This is a genomic window from Prevotella sp. oral taxon 313, from assembly GCF_003043935.1.
GTDB lineage: Bacteria > Bacteroidota > Bacteroidia > Bacteroidales > Bacteroidaceae > Prevotella > Prevotella jejuni.
In genome coordinates, this window is sequence record NZ_PYXE01000001.1 from 2996541 (window position 1) to 3014771 (window position 18231).

General features: G+C 38.0%; 13 protein-coding genes and 2 tRNA genes. 2 read left to right on the forward strand and 13 right to left on the reverse strand.

Features of this window, described 5'->3' with window-relative positions:
- Positions 1 to 18: 18 nt before the first annotated feature.
- From AXF23_RS11760 to AXF23_RS11775, 4 genes are all read right to left on the reverse strand, one after another.
- On the reverse strand, positions 19 to 1566 hold the full coding sequence (locus AXF23_RS11760; RefSeq protein ID WP_107625417.1) for a pseudouridine synthase: 1548 nt from the start codon (positions 1564 to 1566) through the stop codon (positions 19 to 21).
- Between the two features lie 139 nt (positions 1567 to 1705).
- Positions 1706 to 3052: an adenylosuccinate lyase gene (gene purB / locus AXF23_RS11765; protein WP_107625418.1), complete on the reverse strand. Its 1347-nt coding sequence runs from the start codon at positions 3050 to 3052 to the stop codon at positions 1706 to 1708.
- A gap of 157 nt (positions 3053 to 3209) precedes the next feature.
- Positions 3210 to 3284, reverse strand: a tRNA-Val gene (locus AXF23_RS11770).
- Positions 3285 to 3332: 48 nt separating this feature from the next.
- Positions 3333 to 3407 (reverse strand) — tRNA-Val (locus AXF23_RS11775).
- A 448-nt stretch (positions 3408 to 3855) separates the two neighbouring features.
- Between AXF23_RS11775 and AXF23_RS11780 the strand changes: the two genes are divergently transcribed.
- Together AXF23_RS11780 and AXF23_RS11785 are read left to right on the forward strand one after the other, a co-directional pair.
- Positions 3856 to 4290 (forward strand): HU family DNA-binding protein, encoded by a 435-nt coding sequence (locus AXF23_RS11780; protein WP_107625419.1) that lies wholly within the window; start codon positions 3856 to 3858, stop codon positions 4288 to 4290.
- Between the two features lie 416 nt (positions 4291 to 4706).
- On the forward strand, positions 4707 to 5222 hold the full coding sequence (locus AXF23_RS11785) for an outer membrane protein (RefSeq protein ID WP_107625420.1): 516 nt from the start codon (positions 4707 to 4709) through the stop codon (positions 5220 to 5222).
- A 432-nt stretch (positions 5223 to 5654) separates the two neighbouring features.
- On the opposite strand, the gene AXF23_RS11790 is transcribed toward AXF23_RS11785, so the two are convergent.
- The 9 genes from AXF23_RS11790 to AXF23_RS11830 all read right to left on the reverse strand — a co-directional run bounded on the left by AXF23_RS11790 (position 5655) and on the right by AXF23_RS11830 (position 18221).
- Positions 5655 to 8393, reverse strand: a complete 2739-nt coding sequence (locus AXF23_RS11790; protein ID WP_107625421.1) for a TonB-dependent receptor — start codon at positions 8391 to 8393, stop codon at positions 5655 to 5657.
- Complete coding sequence (locus AXF23_RS11795; protein ID WP_107625422.1) at positions 8394 to 9245, reverse strand: GLPGLI family protein; 852 nt, start codon at positions 9243 to 9245, stop codon at positions 8394 to 8396.
- A gap of 279 nt (positions 9246 to 9524) precedes the next feature.
- A complete protein-coding gene (locus AXF23_RS11800) occupies positions 9525 to 10013 on the reverse strand; it encodes a phosphohydrolase (protein WP_107625423.1) in 489 nt (162 codons plus the stop codon).
- A gap of 477 nt (positions 10014 to 10490) precedes the next feature.
- Positions 10491 to 10706, reverse strand: coding sequence for a hypothetical protein (locus AXF23_RS11805; RefSeq protein ID WP_107625424.1), 216 nt, complete (start codon positions 10704 to 10706; stop codon positions 10491 to 10493).
- A gap of 223 nt (positions 10707 to 10929) precedes the next feature.
- A complete protein-coding gene (locus AXF23_RS11810; RefSeq protein ID WP_107625425.1) occupies positions 10930 to 11358 on the reverse strand; it encodes a hypothetical protein in 429 nt (142 codons plus the stop codon).
- A 2-nt stretch (positions 11359 to 11360) separates the two neighbouring features.
- Positions 11361 to 11924 carry an HNH endonuclease gene (locus AXF23_RS11815; protein WP_009013228.1) on the reverse strand — a complete coding sequence of 188 codons (564 nt, stop codon included), beginning with the start codon at positions 11922 to 11924 and terminating at the stop codon, positions 11361 to 11363.
- The gene (locus AXF23_RS11820) at positions 11921 to 15430 is read right to left on the reverse strand and encodes an ATP-binding protein (protein WP_107625426.1); all 3510 of its coding nucleotides are present in this window, start codon (positions 15428 to 15430) and stop codon (positions 11921 to 11923) included. Before AXF23_RS11820 ends, AXF23_RS11815 begins: the two co-directional genes overlap by 4 nt.
- Positions 15427 to 15951, reverse strand: a complete 525-nt coding sequence (locus tag AXF23_RS11825) for a hypothetical protein (protein ID WP_107625427.1) — start codon at positions 15949 to 15951, stop codon at positions 15427 to 15429. The genes AXF23_RS11820 and AXF23_RS11825 overlap by 4 nt, the downstream gene beginning before the upstream one ends.
- A gap of 2 nt (positions 15952 to 15953) precedes the next feature.
- On the reverse strand, positions 15954 to 18221 hold the full coding sequence (locus AXF23_RS11830; RefSeq protein ID WP_107625428.1) for a dynamin family protein: 2268 nt from the start codon (positions 18219 to 18221) through the stop codon (positions 15954 to 15956).
- Between the last annotated feature and the right edge of the window lie 10 nt (positions 18222 to 18231).

Here is an 18231-nt window from a genome sequence, read left to right on the forward strand (position 1 = left end):
TTTGGGGAGGTTTCTATTTTATTCAAACGCACCCATGCGCAGCATGTCAACCTCCTTCTCAGTGAGGAAACGCCAGTCGCCACGACGTACATTCTTCTTAGTCAAGCCCGCAAACTGTACACGGTCGAGTTTTACGACACGGTAGCCAAGGCTTTCAAAGATACGACGTACGATACGATTCTTGCCGCTGTGGATCTCAATACCAACCTGTGTCTGATCCTGTGGGTCAGCATATTCGATTGCGTCAGCCTTAATCTCGCCATCTTCCAACTCAATACCGTCAGAAATCTTCTGCAGGTCATTAGCTGTTACAGGCTTGTCGAGGAATACGTGATATACCTTCTTTTTCAAGAACTTAGGGTGAGTAAGCTTTGAAGCGAGGTCACCATCGTTAGTAAGAAGCAGTACACCAGTTGTGTTACGGTCGAGTCGACCAACAGGATAGATACGTTCTGGGCACGCACCCTTCACAAGGTCCATCACAGTCTTACGTTGTTGAGGGTCGTCACTTGTAGTTACATAGTCCTTAGGCTTGTTCAGAAGGACATAGACCTTCTTCTCCAATGATACTGGTTTCTCTTGGAAGAGTACCACATCAGAGCGTAGAACCTTACTACCGAGTTCCTTTACGACTTCACCATTTACGGTTACTGCACCAGAGAGGATGAACTCATCAGCCTCACGACGTGAGCATACACCAGCGTTAGCAAGATACTTGTTCAAGCGGATTGGCTCATTTGGATCGAAGTTCTCCTCCTTATATTCAATGCGCTTCTTAAGTGAATACTTTGCATTTGGGTCATAATCAGCACTGTGCTGACGGTATCCACCCTGATTGTATCCGCCACGGTTGTTGTATCCGCCACGATTGTTGTTGTATCCGCCACGGTTGTTGTTGTATCCGCCGCGATTGTTGTTATATCCGCCACGGTTATTGTTGTATCCGCCACGACTCTGATAGCTTCCCTGCTGGCGAGGCTGGTATCCACCCTGACGAGGCTGGTAACCGCCTTGACTTGCCTGATAGCTTGTCTTCTCCTCACCCTCAGCACCATTATTGGCGTTGTAACGTGGGCGATAAGCCTGTGACTGATAGCCATTTTCTTCACTGTTGTAACGTGGACGATAGCCACCCTGCTGTGGACGACTCTGGTATCCGCCACGATTATTATATCCACCTTGGCGTGGCTGGTAGCCGCCTTCTTCACCGTTATTATTGTAACGTGGACGATAACCACCCTGCTGTGGACGGCTCTGATAGCCCCCACGATTGTTGTTATATCCGCCATTATAGCTGTTCTGACGTGGACGATAGCTACCCTGTTGTGGGCGACTTGCACTCTGCAGACCAGAGCCGAAGCCCTCAGGACGGAACCCGCCTTCGTCGTTACTGCTATTAGCCTTATCGCTGCTGTAAGCGCGTTGGCTGTGAATACGTGGACGTTGTGTACGTCCTGTGCCACGGCACTCTCTTTGATAGCCGCCTTGTTCGGCAGCTGAATAGCCCTCGCGGCTGTTCTCATTCTGCTCAGACTGAACTTCTTTGTTCTCGAATTCTTCTGTCATAATTGTTTAACTTAAGATTTGATACTACTGGCCTCACGGCCAATCCATTTATTTATTAATTATTAAAAATCAAACTCCGTTAGACGGAGAGACTCAGTTTAATATCTTCTTTATACTTTATTATACCCTATAAGACGAATTAAATGCCCGTATAGTTGTGTGGATTGATAGCCATTAGTTCGGCTTTCACACTGTCGCTGACATTGAGTGTCTGAATGAAAGCATGTATTGTTTCCTCTGTCATCTTCTTGTTTGTGCGTGTGAGTGCCTTTAATGCCTCGTATGGGTGTGGATAAGCTTCACGGCGCAAGATAGTCTGAATAGCCTCTGCCACAACTGCCCATGTATCCTCAAGGTCAGCTTTTAGCTTCTCTTCGTTGAGGATGAGCTTACGAAGACCCTTCAGTGTGCTCTGTATGGCGATGATACTATGTCCAATAGGAACGCCTACATTACGCAGAACAGTTGAATCTGTAAGGTCACGCTGCAATCTACTTACTGGCAACTTCTGTGCCAAGAACTGTAGGATAGCATTGGCTACACCGAGGTTACCCTCACTATTCTCGAAATCGATAGGGTTCACCTTGTGTGGCATTGCACTTGAACCTACTTCCCCAGCCTTAATCTTCTGCTTGAAATACTCCATTGAGATATACATCCAGAAATCGCGATCGAGGTCGATTATGATGGTATTGATTCGGCGAATAGCATCAAAAATGCTACCTAAGTGGTCGTAGTTGCTAATCTGTGTAGTCCACTGCTCGCGCTCTAATCCTAATTTCTCACTGACAAAACGGTTGCCGAAAGCACGCCAGTCATGTTGTGGATAAGCTACGTGATGGGCATTGAAATTACCCGTAGCACCGCCGAACTTAGCCGTCATCTTACAGTTGCGCAAGCTTGCGAGCTGCTCGCTGAGTCGGTAGACATAAACCTCTATTTCCTTACCTAAGCGAGTAGGGGAGGCTGGCTGACCGTGAGTCTTTGCCAACATCGGTATGTCCTTCCACTCATCAGCGTATTCCTGTAATTGCGCTATTAGCTCCTCAACCTGAGGATAGTAGACCTCTTCGAGAGCTTCCTTTATAGAGAGTGGGACGCTGGTGTTGTTGATGTCCTGTGAGGTTAGTCCAAAGTGAATGAACTCCTTGTAGTCGTCAAGTCCACCAATCTTGTCAAACTCCTCTTTAATAAAGTATTCTACGGCCTTTACGTCATGGTTGGTTGTCTTCTCAATCTCCTTTACACGTGCTGCAGAAATCTCATCGAAATTGCGGTAGATATCACGCAATTGCTCAAATAGAGTACTGTTGAAACTTTCCAGTTGTGGTAATGGTAACTCGCAAAGAGTGATGAAATACTCAATTTCTACGCGTACACGATAACGGATAAGTGCGTACTCTGAGAAATAGTCAGCAAGACATTCCGTTTTACTTCTGTAGCGACCGTCAATAGGCGATACGGCTGTTAATGCGTCAAGGGTCATAATTTCATTTATTAATATGCTGCAAATTTAAGAATAAAATCATTAATAGCGCAAATAATAATAATAATAATATCAAAAAGGAAGCAGATTAAAGCTGAATAAAACAAAAACGACTTCACAACAAAGTTGCAAAGTCATCATTTCAAAGTCTCATCGGTGGGCGTTGACGGATTCGAACCGCCGACCCTCTGCTTGTAAGGCAGATGCTCTAAACCAGCTGAGCTAAACGCCCTTAAAAAATCCCCTGCAACCCCAAGAAGTCACAGGGAAACACCCCTTGTGGGCGTTGACGGATTCGAACCGCCGACCCTCTGCTTGTAAGGCAGATGCTCTAAACCAGCTGAGCTAAACGCCCCTTACTTTTTGTAAGGCGAGTGCAAAGGTAAGGAAAGTTTTTTATTCTCGCAAACAAATGGCAAATAATTTAGTTGAAAATCTCATTTTAGTAGGTTGTAGAAAGTCTTTTCTTACCTCTACAATTCTTTTTACCGAATTATTTTCATGAAAAAAAATATTTTTCTTCATGAACGGAAATATTTCTTTTCATGAACGGAAATATTTCTGATCGTGAAGATAATTTAGTGGATGGCAGTGTGTCATGTTGGTAAAAGGCTTTATAATTGATGATGTTTGATACATGCAAGTTGTTGCTTAGTCGCTTCTATGGTCGTATGAATTGGTGCGCTTGATTGAAAGAGAGTATGACGTGGATTCGTAAAATAGTTTATTTTGTTTTGCATGAATTGTTTATTTTGTTTATATTTGCACCGTTTATATTATAGGAAACGAATAGGCAGAAGATTATGTCAGTAGAAATAAGACTGGAACAGAGTAAGTTTAAGGATAAGAATGGTGCTGGAAAATGGTATGCACGAACTGTCAGTACGGGTATCGCTACGACAGACGACCTTGCTGATGCTATTCAGGAGAATACGTCATTCTCACGTGGCGACGTGCGTGGACTTGTCATTGCATTGGTAGACGAGATTTCTTATCGTCTTCGTCAGGGTGAGACTGTAGCACTTGAAGGGTTAGGACGATTCCATCTGACGGTAGAGAGTGAACCTGTGGATAATCCTGACGCCTTCGATATCAAGAAGCATATAAAGAATGTGAAGTGTCGGTTTGTACCAACCAGCACTCGTAATGCACGTACAGGCAAGAAGGAGCAAACGCTGGCTAACGGTGCACGTGTGGAATGGGCAGAACCTGATTTAGACGATGATGATGATTGGTAGACAGGACGAGAGGGTCGTTAGTGGTCGATGATGGCTTAAAGAATAAAGATTAAAAGGCGAATTTTGTGTATTTATCCCCATAATATATGGTGTAATCCTGTTTTCTTTGCTTTTCTTATAACTTTTGTGCCATTTCCCTTTGATGCTAATAATATTTTGTATATATTTGCACAAGGTGATTAGATAGGCATCTATCAGTATAGCTTTTATTCAGTGTATAGTAGATAGTTGCAAGTGTTTTACGAATATAATTAAAAGCTAAAAGACTGTTTAAGCAAGTGTTTTAAATCAGTTCTTATTCAATTTAAGACATAAACAAGGGCAATGGCATTCTCTGTTTGAATGGTAGGAAAAGCCTTCCAAGCCAGTGATTGTCAATATTCCCAGACTTATTTTTTTATATAAAACAAATAGAAATGAAAAAACTTTTACTATTAGTATGTGCAGCCGTTATGAGTCTTTCGGCTTCAGCACAGGCCGGTGATAAAGCACTTGGCGCACAGTTTGTATTCGGGTCACAGACTAATAACATCGGATTTGGCGTTAAAGGTCAGTACTACGTCACTGATCATCTTAGAGGTGAGGCTTCTTTTGACTACTTCTTTAAGAACAAGGGCTTGACAATGTGGGATATCAATGCAAATGCTCACTATCTTATTAATGTAGCTGATAAGTTCAATGTTTATCCTCTTGCAGGTATTGGCTATACAAACTGGTCATATCGTAATGATGTACTTGTTAAAAACGAACAGAATGGCTTAATTGATAAGGTCGAGGTTAAGGGCACAGATGGTCGTATTGCCATAAACCTTGGTGGTGGTGTAGAGTATGCTGTTACTGATAACATCATCCTAAATGCTGAGATGAAGTATCAGATTATCAGCAATTACAACCAGTTGGTACTTGGTGTAGGTGTAGCTTACAAGTTCTAAATATTTAGCCTAATCGAGCATTAGATACCGAACAGATTTTATGGTATAAAAGCTGTCAAGAGACAATACGGATTAGTTGGTCCAAGATAGTCTAATGTCCGATTTTCGTTTATGTTAGGTTCTAAAGACTTTATGTCGTACTATAGCCGTTTGGCCATATCCGATAACAGTCTTTAGAATCTAACTTGTTTTTGTCCCCTCGACCTGTTGTTGTCTACATAGAATGTAGCTTATTTATTTAGCATCAAGTGCTGAAAAGAAATAACTTAGTACTACTTTGAATTCTTTGTTGTCGAAATGTAATAGAAATAGCTTTCCACTTTCCAAAGGTTGAATTCTAATGGGTATACGGAATAATACAATTAAAGTGGCTATCTTTAACATTATTCTCCTCCCTCAAACGTTTTGCAAGTGCATTGTCTTATGTCTTTTCTATAATATTTTAAATCGTATAGTTCCTACTATGTTAAGAGGTCTCAATTGTGAAGTAGATGAATATATATCAAGACCACTATAGTTAACTCTTGTGTACTGACGCTGATTGAAAAGATTATTAACTTGCAAATCTAATTCAACATGCTTCAATTTGTATTTAAACAACATATCTCCAAACCATGTGTGTCTGTTCTTTTCGGTCAAATTGTTGTAATTACCTTCTATTGTAGTACTAAACGTAAATTGCTTAGTAACAAAGATATTGAACTTAATACGCTGAGTTGCTGTTCGAACAGTCTGTGAAGAATTATCATTAATAGCATCTATAGATGACACATTCCATGCATATCCGCTGGTAATGACAATATTAAGCCATGTAAGAGGAGTAATAGTGCCACCGCCTCCAATACTGATTGTTCGAGAATGGAAAGGATAAAGATTCTGAGCAATGAGGCGCTCACTCTTACTATAACTATAGCCACCAAAAGCACGAATGGTTGATTGTAACCAATCAAAACCTTTGCTGCCATCAAAGCCGAAAGCATAATTATCTGTATATGTTTTTTTATCAATGGCATGTACAACACTGGTTGCACCTCGATATTCATAACCATAAATTTGATTGTCACGAGTGTGTCCATAGTTACCATTTATACGGAAAAAGGTTGCTGTAAGAGCACTGCGATACCCAACTGATGCACTCGTTGTGAAGCAACTTGTTTCTGACAAATGTTCAACATACGACCGTTGAAATGTTCGGTAGTTGTTCATTATATAGCCACTATAGATACTTCCAGGATCTCCGACATTCTTATAGTATGTTGCATTAATGTTACCACTCCAATCACGCCACTCATAGTTTGCAGTAAACGATGGTGTTACAAGCAAGCGGGTATATTTATTCTTGTTTTTAGTGATGCGGTCATCAAGAGTTTGTGTGTATAAGTTTAGAGGGCAGGTAAGGGAGAGACGCCAACCTGCCTGCTCGAATTTGTATTGTTGATTTAGCGATAATTCATAAATGTTGTACCATAAATCATTTAATACCGACTGTGATGTGTGATTTTGACTACCATTTGCCATCAAATTAGTAAAACCACTTAAATCTGTCTTTATGCCATGCAAATTGGCATTAGCTAAAACCCCATAGTCTATAGAGAACAATCCTAAGTGAAAGGTAAAGTTAGTGTGGAAGTCACCCGCTATGTTGCGTGACTTCAATTCTTGATTATAATGGACTGATGTTTGTGGTAAAAGAGAATCCACATTAACTATCAATGTGTTAGGGCGCTGAGCATAACCAACAGAGAAATGCAAATCAAGTGTACGTTTACCATAATTCTGGATGATATTCATAGTATTACTTACTGTTAGCGAAGGACGATGGAAATGTTGATAAACTCGATTGTCTCCATAGTTGATGGGGACAGCTCCTGTTAGATTAGAGGTGAGTTGGCTTTGTACGTTATCATTATTCCATTCTCCATCTAACTTCAGTACATTGGCTATAAAACCATTTTTACCATTGCAATTGTATCTTAAGTTTGTACTAAGATTATTCATGTGTGTCACAAGTATAAGCGACTCGCTGCTTAATAGTCGTTGATTAGAACTATAAAATAGGTTAGCTTCTGAGACACCTTCTTGACGTATAGATGCATGGAGATATGACATATTCAAAGTTATTTCAGATTGTTTGCCTATTTTCTCCAAGTGGTTCATTGATATAATGTGTGACTGATTGTCAAAAGTCCGTTTCTGTGGTAATCCACTGCCAGATGGCGTAACAACTCCCAGTGGGGCAAAAGCAACAAGCCCTACATCATTGATACCAGAATAATGTGAAGTTAATTCTTGGGAAACATCATCACCTATATTGTTTCCTTTATAGAGTGTTATATTCTGCCTACGTTTTGCAAAGTACATACCTACAACCTCTGCCGTCCATAATGGATTTCTGCCAATAGGATTTTGTCCATCAGATAGGGAACGCATTCCAAAGCCCCATCCACCAGACTGTTGCCCCCCACCACCGAGCATTGTATTTACCGCCACAGTACCTTTAGCAGCATTTTTTAATTTCAGATTTATAGCAACATCATCGCTTGGTGTTCGTCCCTGTAGGGCTTTCACTGGTTGATGATTCTCAAGCACTTGAACCGAACCAACATCTTGTGCATTGATATTTCCTGTTGCAAGACCATATCGACCTTGCAACAAATCCATGTCTTCAACATAAAACTTTGAGATACTTTTCCCATTGAATTTTATACTACCATTATCTGATACTTCTATACCAGGCATACGCTTTAAAACATCGCCTATTGTGCGATCGCCTTGCTGTTGATATGCACCAACAGAATAGTTAAGAGTATCACCGTTTTGTCGTATCTTCTTAGCATGAACTTCAACTTCCTTAAGTTGTAGTACCTTTTCGTTGACTCGAAAGTCTAATCGTTGTGAACGGTTAGCAACAATTTTAACTTGCTGCCCTATAGACATACCAGCTGCGGTAATTGTTAAGCTATCGGATTGTGAATTTACCTCCAAACGATAGTCACCCTTACTGTCTGTCTCTGCAAATGCCAGTACGCTACTATTCCCTTTTGACGTTACAGTAACAATGGCATCTCCAGACTTGCCCTGTGCGTCTAACACACTGCCTTCAATGACAGTTTGAGCTTGTATCTTTAAGCAAAAGATAATCAGTAGACTGAATATGGTTGTAGTTTTCATCTATTCTTTCTCTAATGGTTCGTAAGGGTGTGGCTTTGATTTTAGTTGTCCTGTTTGATAGTCGCGGGCTCCAGCTGTTTTAAGGTGATCTCGATTTGCGGCTACTTGTAATTTATAAATATGTTCACGTGTATCCTTAACAAATCCTTTATAATCGCTTTTAACAATTGGGAAATTACCAGATTTTATCTCAACAGCTTCCCATGTATAGAGATGGTCTTTATCATATATCTTTAATATTAGTCCAGGTAATCCACCAAATATCCATGGACCGAGGCGTGTAGGAATTTTGGTAGTAAACCAAGCTTCAAAAGTTCTACCTCTCCATTGGCAAGTTGCTTTTTGACAATCATACCCCAGTATTGATAGCTGCTCATTAGAAAGCGTCCAATGTTGTTGATACATCGGTTCAGTATAGAAAGCATTATAACGTTCCATAGCCCATGGCATCGTAGCATAGCAAGTGTATATGCCATTAGCAGAGTAAATGTCAGTAAATTGATACTCGCTCCAATACTGACTGTTCCTTCCACCAGAAAAGCATATTCTCGGCATACTATTCGCATTTGGATTTTGCTTAATAAAATCATCATGTAAGGAATCGTTTAGTTCTAAGAAACGACTATAAAGCTTACTCAAACCTTTTCCTATTAGAAGCACTTGAGAATCTAAATAAGTATGTTCATCGCTAATATCATTAGCATTTAGAGCATATATAACTTTAATTGGGGCTTGCCCAATCACTGAACATTTTCCTATATCTCTACTGTTAGGGCGCATTACATGCCCTTGTTTTTCCTGTGCATGCAACGTTAATGAAAAACAAATAAAGAAAATAATGATACTTCTCATGTGTAATCTTTTATTCTTAATTAGATTTCTTATCCATGTATTTCTCTCTGAGTTCCAACACGGCTTTAAGTATTCAAACCGTCATGAAGTGTATTGTTACTTAGCATTATATTGTGTTATTTGTTTTTATTAAAATCATCATAATATATGCTATTGATACTGATACGTATTTACATTTAAGGTTGCAAGGGCCAGTTACCTTAAAGATTAATTGAAACAAGTTTATCAAGTTGTTGAGAATTTGATTTGGTGTTATATATTCAGTCATGTTGCTTGTTTTCATATCCTTTTTTTGCTCTTACTTAAGTAAGCAAACTCTTGCTTATATTGTTCAACACGTTCATAATCCTTCTTCACAGGGTTAGGAATTCGAGAAAGGTCCATATTGTGAGTAAGGTCGTGCATCTTTACGGCAGTTGCAAGGGTATTCTCTTTTATACGATGAATATATGTTTTTCTGTTAGGTGCAAGATGATGATTGAGCAAATGTAAAGCATCGGCAAGTTCAAGCCTATCGGTATCTGACAAGGGAGTTCCTAATTTATCAGCTAACAAGTTAAGCACTTCCTCAACGGAATAGGGAGTATCTTCACTTGCATCGTGCAGATAACCCATAGCCTGCTCTTGCCATGTACTGCCCATTTGGGCAACAGCTGTAAGATGGCCAGTGAAATAATCAACCCCAGCCTTGTCCACCTGCCCTTTGTGTAGCTCACGAGCTAACTCAGCAGCACATTGTACGATGTTTTCTTCCTTGTTGACTAACATAGTTAAAATTTAAGTTAATGTAATAGAATCTCTTCACTATCTACTATTCACAATACAAAGGTACATCTTTTTTGTGAATATATCAGTCCCGTTAAGCATTAATAGAAAATAATTCATAGGTATGTTCTACATGACATGCTACTGATAGCAATAATATATGACGAAATTGTACCAAGTAGTATTTTTCATGTGATGAGCAGATTAGAACAGTTGTGGAGATAAGAATTCCAAAGGGTTTGTGGTTGTCTGTATAGAAATTTTAAGCACACATTCTGCATCTGATAAAGTTCTCCCCAACGAGTGCAATAGTTGAGTACCTCATCAATTATTTCGTCAGGACAGAAGAGCAAGACAACTTATGTTCATCATGTCCCTTTTGTCCCCCCCTGGATTCTTACCACTTGGCTTACGGAGGCTTCTTGTTCTTCTGACAACCTCATCCTTCATACGCTCCTTATTTGGGGAGTACTGCTGTTGTTAGAAGTTCTTATCAGAGTTTTCATACTTGGCCAAGCGTTCCCGTAAGTTTGTAAGTTCAGTATCTTTCTTGCGAATTTGGAGGTTCAGGGCATTAATGTTATGGTTCAATTTGATAATCTCGGCATACTGCTGATTGACAGTTTCACGCAACAATCGCATCTCTTCCGTTATGCCTTGTAATACTTTTGATATGTCCGTAACTTGCTCTTCCATAGGCGTAAAGGTACAGATACTTTCTGAAATATGCAAAAACAAGCTTCTTTGTTGCCTTTTTATGAAGATTTTAGAGGAGAGAATACAGACTAGTCAATACCGCTGAATAGTTACAGGTTGAACGCCTATTGTATGGATATTCATCGTTAGGTGTTCACCTTTGTTTATCTGATTTCCTACACCAAGATACATTTGATGGATTGCGGCAATTCAAATGCCGGTATCAATATTCAAACTCTAAAATATATCCTTCGTCAACTTTTAAGTTTGCTCCATCACATAATATGCACATGTCACTCTCAGACCATTTTGTCTGAAATAGTATTGCATATTTACCATTTTTGAAAAATAACACCTCGTATGGAGTAAGCAAAGTCGCTAAATTTTCAATAGCTTGTATACCAAGCTGTTCAGATATTTGTTCTTTGTTAACATCTATAAAGTTGTCTATCAAGATTTTTGCCTTTTCACAAATTGTATTTTTTTCTACTTCAAAGCTAAGATAGGAGTGTTGTTGGATTTCTGTAGGTAACTCGTCTTTTAAACTGGATGTACGTATACGAACATTATACAACTTATCAAAGAATCTTATTTGTTCTTTTTTTGTCCAACCGAATCGGAAGGACAATGTGCCGAAAACTTTATCTTCCATATTTATTGATTTCTCATTTTTGAAATTCCACCACTATGAGCAATATTACCATGTATTTCACGAGGTATTTTATCCATTGTTTTACAGTCGCTTCGTTCGTGCCATGTATAATTGTTTTCTATGCGCCATTGACGAACTTCTTCTTTTGTGCAACCTATTTGTTGCGCAATTTTTTTATCAGCTTGATCGAAATTACCTCCTGCTCCATATCTTGCATCAGAGAAATCATCAATTTTGACAGTAGCTTTGCTAATCTCGGAAAAATCAGGTTCTCCGTTATTGAAATGTATACCTTCTATACCATATTTGTCCAAAATCTCACCCCATGTTTTCCCTTCAGTGTTTGAATAGTTCCTGTTACTTGGCGTTATCTCAGGATCTGGTTTCCATGTAGAATTACCTGGCTCACCCGACCATTTTCCACCATTTCGCGGGATTATACCCATTGATTTCTCTCCTAAAGACTTATTCAGTTCTCTATCTGGTAAAAGTTCGAATCCTTTCGACAACTCTACCAAGGGAGATTCTATAGGTTTAATTTCTGATATGTTAAACGGATTTATCATGATAATCTGCTAATTTTAATAGTTTGATACCAAGCATTATAAATATTCTTTTCGACATCACCATATAAAGAATAATCTCTCATCAAGCATTGTGAAGCAACCAATTTAAGCTCTTCTGGTAAGCCTTCTACCTTTTCATCAATTAATCGGATTAAATTATATGTTAATTCTACAAAATTACCAGTAGAACTAGCAATCTTTTTGACTTCATACTTGGCAGAAAGTATGTTAGTTACCAGTTGTGAAAGAGATTCAAAATTATTATCCTTCCAGATATGAAGTTTATTATTTTTCTTATATTCATTTAGAAGTTCATAGAGGCAGATCTTGCAATGGGTTGTTAAATCTTCCTTGTTCAAGTTGAACCCGATATTATCAATATCAAAATCAATCTCGTTTGAAATACGACCACAGAGAAGAAATTTTAAAATCTCAGCTTTTAATGTAAAATTCTTACTTTTTTCATTATCTTCTTGATAATTTGGAATATACTCAAAGATAATTTCTTGTTCATCAAACTTACCTATTTTACATAATACAGGTTCCTCCCAATCATTCTGATAAACGACTGCAACTCCAGTAGGAAGCTTTGCAATTTCATCAACCTGGTTGTCCTTCATTCCAGAAGCTTTTCCTGCAACTTTTCTGTCAGAATCATCAGGAAGGCGCATGATAATCTTCGTATTCGTGTTTCGTATTGCAGATGCATCGACAGCGCCAGGTGATTGATCAACAATGATGAAACCTTCACCATAGGTGCGCATCTCTGCAATAGCATTTGAAATCATTTCTACGCTTTTACCTGCAATATTTCCTCCCTCACTACTCTGTTCTACCGAATCACGTTTGAGAATATTATGTGCCTCTTCAAGAATAGTAATATGACGTAAATTACTGTTATGATGAATATTACTATTAGAACGATATTCATTCAAGCGCATAATGAGTATCCCCATAATTAACGATTTTGTTTCTTGAGAACCAATTCTGCTTAGGTCGACTATGACATTTTCGTCAAATAATGCAGCATCTCCCAGTTCTTGCCCAGAGAATATTTGTTTGCATAGTCCATTGTCTAGTGACTTTACTCTGGTCACTAACGATCCTTGATAATTACTTTTTACTTCCTCTGAATATGCCGACGTATTAATGACAAGTACCAATTCATTTAGCAGGTCTGCAAATGTTGGGAAGAGTTTGTTTGGGTATTTGTTGGTAGAATTATATAGATCCCATCCACAATCTTCATAGGAATTAAGTATTGCCTCCTTAAGAACAGCAGGCATTGCTGCATACATAGGCCAACATACGTTGAAAATTTCAACGAGTCGATCAATGTGCTCTAGGACATGAACACCTTCAGGGAACCGGAATGGATTGATTTTAAGCAAAGGAGTCTTCAATGGATTTGTACCATAGATGTGCTCGTTTCCAAAGACATCCTTGTATTCGCCCTTTGCAGGTTCAATAACCATAAACTTTGGTGCATTTACCTGATTTCTAATTTGCTTTATTAGATAATAAATCGTATTACTTTTTCCGCATCCAGTTGAACCTGTTACAAAAGTATGTTGAGTCAAACTCTTAGCATCAAGATGAACGATATTGTTCTTGCGCTCAATTCCTTGATCAAAAATACAACCTAATTGTAATTGTTCAATTGAATCAGACTTATTTAACCTTACGACCTCTTTGCCCATAGAAATGTGTTCAATCACAGGAAATCCAGGAACAGATTTCCTAGGTAATCCCATCATGATTGCTAATTCCTTACTACTCAATAATGAGGTTGGAAGTATTTCAACCTTAGTATTATCTAAAGGATTGTCATACAAGAACAATGGATGAGACAATGCTCCTATATAATGTACAATATTATTGAAATTTGACTCCACATCTGGATACCAAGTGTTTATTGCTGAATTTTCAACACCAGACTGTTCACCTTGCATAATTGAACGGAAAATAGTAGCACCTATTTCTGCTGTAGATCTATCTGTGTTATACGATAAAAAATACGCACCAGTTGACCAAAGTCCTGTACTTTCACAAATCTCTATTCTTTCAAGTTGCTTATCAATTCTTTTTTGAATTTCAAGGATGTGCTTATCTTGGATTGTTATTGTAAAATTCTTAGAAGTACCAACTGTAGAAGTTGTTCCATCGGTTTCACTGAAAGAATCAGAATGAGCATCACTGATAGTTGTTGTCTCAGTTTCTGTATGCGTCACACCATCAGATGTCGTATGTGACGTACTTTTTGTTCTAGTAATGCTATCAGATTTAGATTTAGACTTACTTCCCATACCCAAAACAGCTCCGCCAATACCCATCGCAGCTCCGGCAGTAGCTGCACCGCCAGCACCACCTAACGCAGCTATACCAGCTGTCGCTACTGCGGGCAAAGCTGCACCTCCTGTTGCTACAACAACAGCCACACTAGCAACAGTACCACCTACAAAAGCCAAAGTTTTACCAATCTTACCGAGCATATTCTCTTTATTCTCAGATTCAGAATGAGATATTGCTGTTGTATCTGTATCAGTAATTGAGTCAGTATGTGTAATTGAGTCACCTTCTGACTTTGCTACACTAACAGTATGAGTGTCCGTAGTTCCTTTTGTTCTACTTATAGCATTGGCCAATGACTCGTTAGTACTATACGCAAGTTGTTTTGTCGCTACAGCTGAGAGCTCTGTATAAATTTTTTCATAGTTCTTTCTTATTTCAGAAATTTCATTCTGCGGTACATTTGATGCTAGAATTATTGCAGTGTATTCTTTTCCCTGCATAGCAGAAGCAAATTTTTCTATTCCTTGAATAAAATTTGCATTAGTGTACTCACCTTTACTATTCTTATAAGAAGGAATTCCAACACATGAGCTAACACTAGCAGCTTCAGTAATTCTATGTAGTAACTTATCCTGTTTTGAATGTTCAGAATTAACTTTTACATAAGAGTAATCTTCTATTTCAGCACCAGGGAATTGTCCTAAAATTGAACTTTTGAAAGTCTCAGCAATCGTACTCTTTTGACGGTTCTCGTCTTCAGTCTTAATTCCTAAATAAAAGTTTGTGCCTGACTCATGTCCATCAACTATCAAATATATAGAGCTATTTGTATAGGTCATTGCACTAACAACACTTATAAACTTATCTGTTACATATTCATCCTTTTCATAAACCATTTTGTTAATTTTAAAAAGAATGATATTATCAGTATTCAAATCGTTACATGGAACAACTTCATACATAGATAATTTTGTAAGATAATTTTTCAGTACAATATCATCCACTAACTCCATAGCTTGAGACGCACGCTCTTGATAAGAATTCATTTCTTTCTTAATCTTATCAAATGAATGATCTTCTGATGGTTGCAAAGAGATTAACTCTTCATTTTCTCTAACAGATTGTACGACTGTAGACTGCGAAACTTCTGAAGAAGGTGACATCCCCCCATCAAGAAACTCGACATTTTTCTTATTATCGTAAACAGTACTCATTTCCGTGTATCATTATATAGTAAGATGCCACCAATAATTACTCCAGCAAATCCAAAAGAAGCAAGAACGACTCGAGAAAGACATAAGCCTGTTACAGCAACAGCTGCACCGCCAACTGTAATACCCATATAAAGTTTTTTATTGTTTTTCTTTTGTTTTCTGTCAACATTCTCCGAATATTTTCTTTGAGAGCAAGACGTTTCTTCCTTGTTAAGTTGGTCGGCTTTTTCCTTTAAGACATACTTGGCAACATTTTCATAAATTGCCAACTTTTCCTTTGAAAAGTTATTGTCCAAATCATTCTTGATTGAGAACAGAAACTTCTCGTTCCATTCTGCTTGAGTGGATGAATAAGACTTGGCGTCATCAACATCGTATAAATTACTAATTTTTGACTCTGCAAAACTCTTCATTTCTGAAAAACTTTTTCCACGAGGATCGAGCATAAGCTCATTTGATATGAAAAGGCGGATACTTACCAGGTCCCCACTTTCAACAGCTTTAATAAATTTTGCTTTCATACTTAGAAATTTATAATACTATTAATTTTTCTCTGTATTGCTTCAAGCCATTTAAGGTTATTCTCCTTCTTGGCAATCTCTTCTGTTTTTGCGATATTGTCTGCTTCTGTTTTAGAAAGTGCATCCAACTTCTGTTCAAGGACTTTGTCTATTTTTTCTAATTCACCCTTAAGATAGTCTTTCAAACGCTGAGTTTCTGAATGCACGTGATTGATTGCATCATTTTTTGTACTATCTAAGCTCTTTTGGAATGGGACAATATAATCAGATGCTACTTCATTCATATCAACATAGTCAACAAACTTTTCTATAGTTTTCCCCTCCCAATGCGCTCCTTCGTTAAGCCATGAAAAAGGATTATACCACTTCTTTTGAGAAGGAACCCACTTATATTTCTCATTGTAATAACTCTCATCTTCCGTTTCAGTCTTTGCATCTATGATTGAAGATAAATCGGCTAAAGAACTAGATACGAGATTTGCTGGATTGAATAAAAGAGTACCTGAGTCAACACATATATTCAACTCTGTAAGATATCGCTTGTAATCTTCCAAAATCTTTGTAATTGTGTCCTTGTAAGCATCTTCAAGTATTTTATCTATTTGAACCTTAATCTGAAGTGAAATCGATTTGCACTCTTTCTCTAGTTCTGCGCATTGTTGTTGTGCCTTTATCTTTTCGACTTTGTTAGAGCATCCTGACATCATTACACTGAGCTTATTCTTTATTTCAGTCATGTACGATTCTACACGGTTCTCAACAATTGTCGTCAAGTCAATTTTATCAATCTTTTCAGATCTGTCTTTAGCATTTTTAGCGGACCGAATATGAGCATTTATTGTTTCTATTTGCTTTTCGAGTCTTGCCTTTGCCGTTTTATCTTTTCTGATTGCATCTTCAAGATGTGCGACTGCTGCCAATTCATTCAATTTTTCATTAAACGATTGAACTAAATCAAAAACTTTAGTTGTACGTGCATATTTGTTGATATATTGAGCAATCGCTTGTTCAATAGAAACTATACCTGTATGAACTTCCAGCTTATCGTCATCGCTACTAGCTTGACCTATAAAATCATCAAGACGCGTCCTAACAGTTAGAGGAAGATTATTGTACTCATAGTACTTCTCAAAGTGCATTACGTCATAATATTTGCACATGTCCTTGAAATTATGAATAGCACGTGCGCGTATTCCTTGAAATCCAGCCCTTTTCTGTAAAGCGGGGAGAGAACATACAGGAAAGATGTTGGGGCTATAAATTTCTCTATCTTCAAGGCCAGATTTGACATTATTAAGGGCATTTGTGATACATTTTGGACCATCGTCTTGTGGCTCCGGGCTAAATGCATCCATTTTATTTACAGCAAAAATAAAACGTTCACGTGCCTTCTTACCACCGTCCTTCATGCTTTTACACACATAGTCAAGAAAGATTTTTTCATCATTTATACCTAATTGCTGACCATTCATGACATATAGGACAAGAGATTTGTCAGAATCTGAAATCATCTTGTACGTCATCTCCTCATGACTATTATCACGAGAATTATTGGGTCCCGGAGTGTCAACTAATACAAGTTTCATACCAACAGATGAAACACAAGGAATCTTACCTCTAATTTCAACAGTAGAGACCTTTTTGTCTGCATTTAGAGCTTGCATATCTTCCAATGTAACGTTGTCTAGTTTCGTAACAACTTGACCAGATTTGTCGTATGCAACAGCTGAGAAATTATCTTGATCTGTGTCGATAATCTTTACAATAGTTGCAGTTGTAGCTTCGTTCGCTGCAGGCATAAGTTGTTGTCCCAACAAAGCGTTGATAAGTGTTGACTTACCAGAACTCATTGTTGCCACTACATTTATCTCAAACTTAGAATCTTTTGCTTTCTCAAAGGCATTAACGATTTTCTTGTCTTTTAATTCAGCAATAGGCCCTTTTTTGATTTCTTCAAATATCTTATCAATTGTTTTCTCGACATCTGTTATATCTGCTGTTTTATTGAAATTAAATGTTACAGACAATTTTTCTTCAAAAGCATTGAATGAAGACACAATATCTTCATAATCAGACACTGTTCCTGTAAAATCGATCGTTATATTGCTATCACGATATTCTTCTAGTACGATTTGAGGGAACTTTTCAACCCATTCTTGAAGTCTTTTCTTTTTGACATTTAAAGCACTATTTGCTTTTGGTTTTTCCCCATTCACAATGATTTCTGTATCAACAATGTACGGGTTGTACTTAATTTGAATTTTTTTCATATATTATGTA

Bases quoted from the DNA above. Each gene is read 5' to 3' on its own strand.
- AXF23_RS11795 (WP_107625422.1), bottom strand. From the start codon at position 9,245: ATGAGAAGTATCATTATTTTCTTTATTTGTTTTTCATTAACGTTGCAT.
- AXF23_RS11820 (WP_107625426.1), bottom strand. From the start codon at position 15,430: ATGAGTACTGTTTACGATAATAAGAAAAATGTCGAGTTTCTTGATGGG.
- AXF23_RS11800 (WP_107625423.1), bottom strand. From the start codon at position 10,013: ATGTTAGTCAACAAGGAAGAAAACATCGTACAATGTGCTGCTGAGTTA.
- AXF23_RS11830 (WP_107625428.1), bottom strand. From the start codon at position 18,221: ATGAAAAAAATTCAAATTAAGTACAACCCGTACATTGTTGATACAGAA.
- AXF23_RS11785 (WP_107625420.1), top strand. From the start codon at position 4,707: ATGAAAAAACTTTTACTATTAGTATGTGCAGCCGTTATGAGTCTTTCG.
- AXF23_RS11780 (WP_107625419.1), top strand. From the start codon at position 3,856: ATGTCAGTAGAAATAAGACTGGAACAGAGTAAGTTTAAGGATAAGAAT.
- AXF23_RS11810 (WP_107625425.1), bottom strand. From the start codon at position 11,358: ATGGAAGATAAAGTTTTCGGCACATTGTCCTTCCGATTCGGTTGGACA.
- AXF23_RS11815 (WP_009013228.1), bottom strand. From the start codon at position 11,924: ATGATAAATCCGTTTAACATATCAGAAATTAAACCTATAGAATCTCCC.
- purB (WP_107625418.1), bottom strand. From the start codon at position 3,052: ATGACCCTTGACGCATTAACAGCCGTATCGCCTATTGACGGTCGCTAC.
- AXF23_RS11790 (WP_107625421.1), bottom strand. From the start codon at position 8,393: ATGAAAACTACAACCATATTCAGTCTACTGATTATCTTTTGCTTAAAG.
- AXF23_RS11760 (WP_107625417.1), bottom strand. From the start codon at position 1,566: ATGACAGAAGAATTCGAGAACAAAGAAGTTCAGTCTGAGCAGAATGAG.
- AXF23_RS11805 (WP_107625424.1), bottom strand. From the start codon at position 10,706: ATGGAAGAGCAAGTTACGGACATATCAAAAGTATTACAAGGCATAACG.
- AXF23_RS11825 (WP_107625427.1), bottom strand. From the start codon at position 15,951: ATGAAAGCAAAATTTATTAAAGCTGTTGAAAGTGGGGACCTGGTAAGT.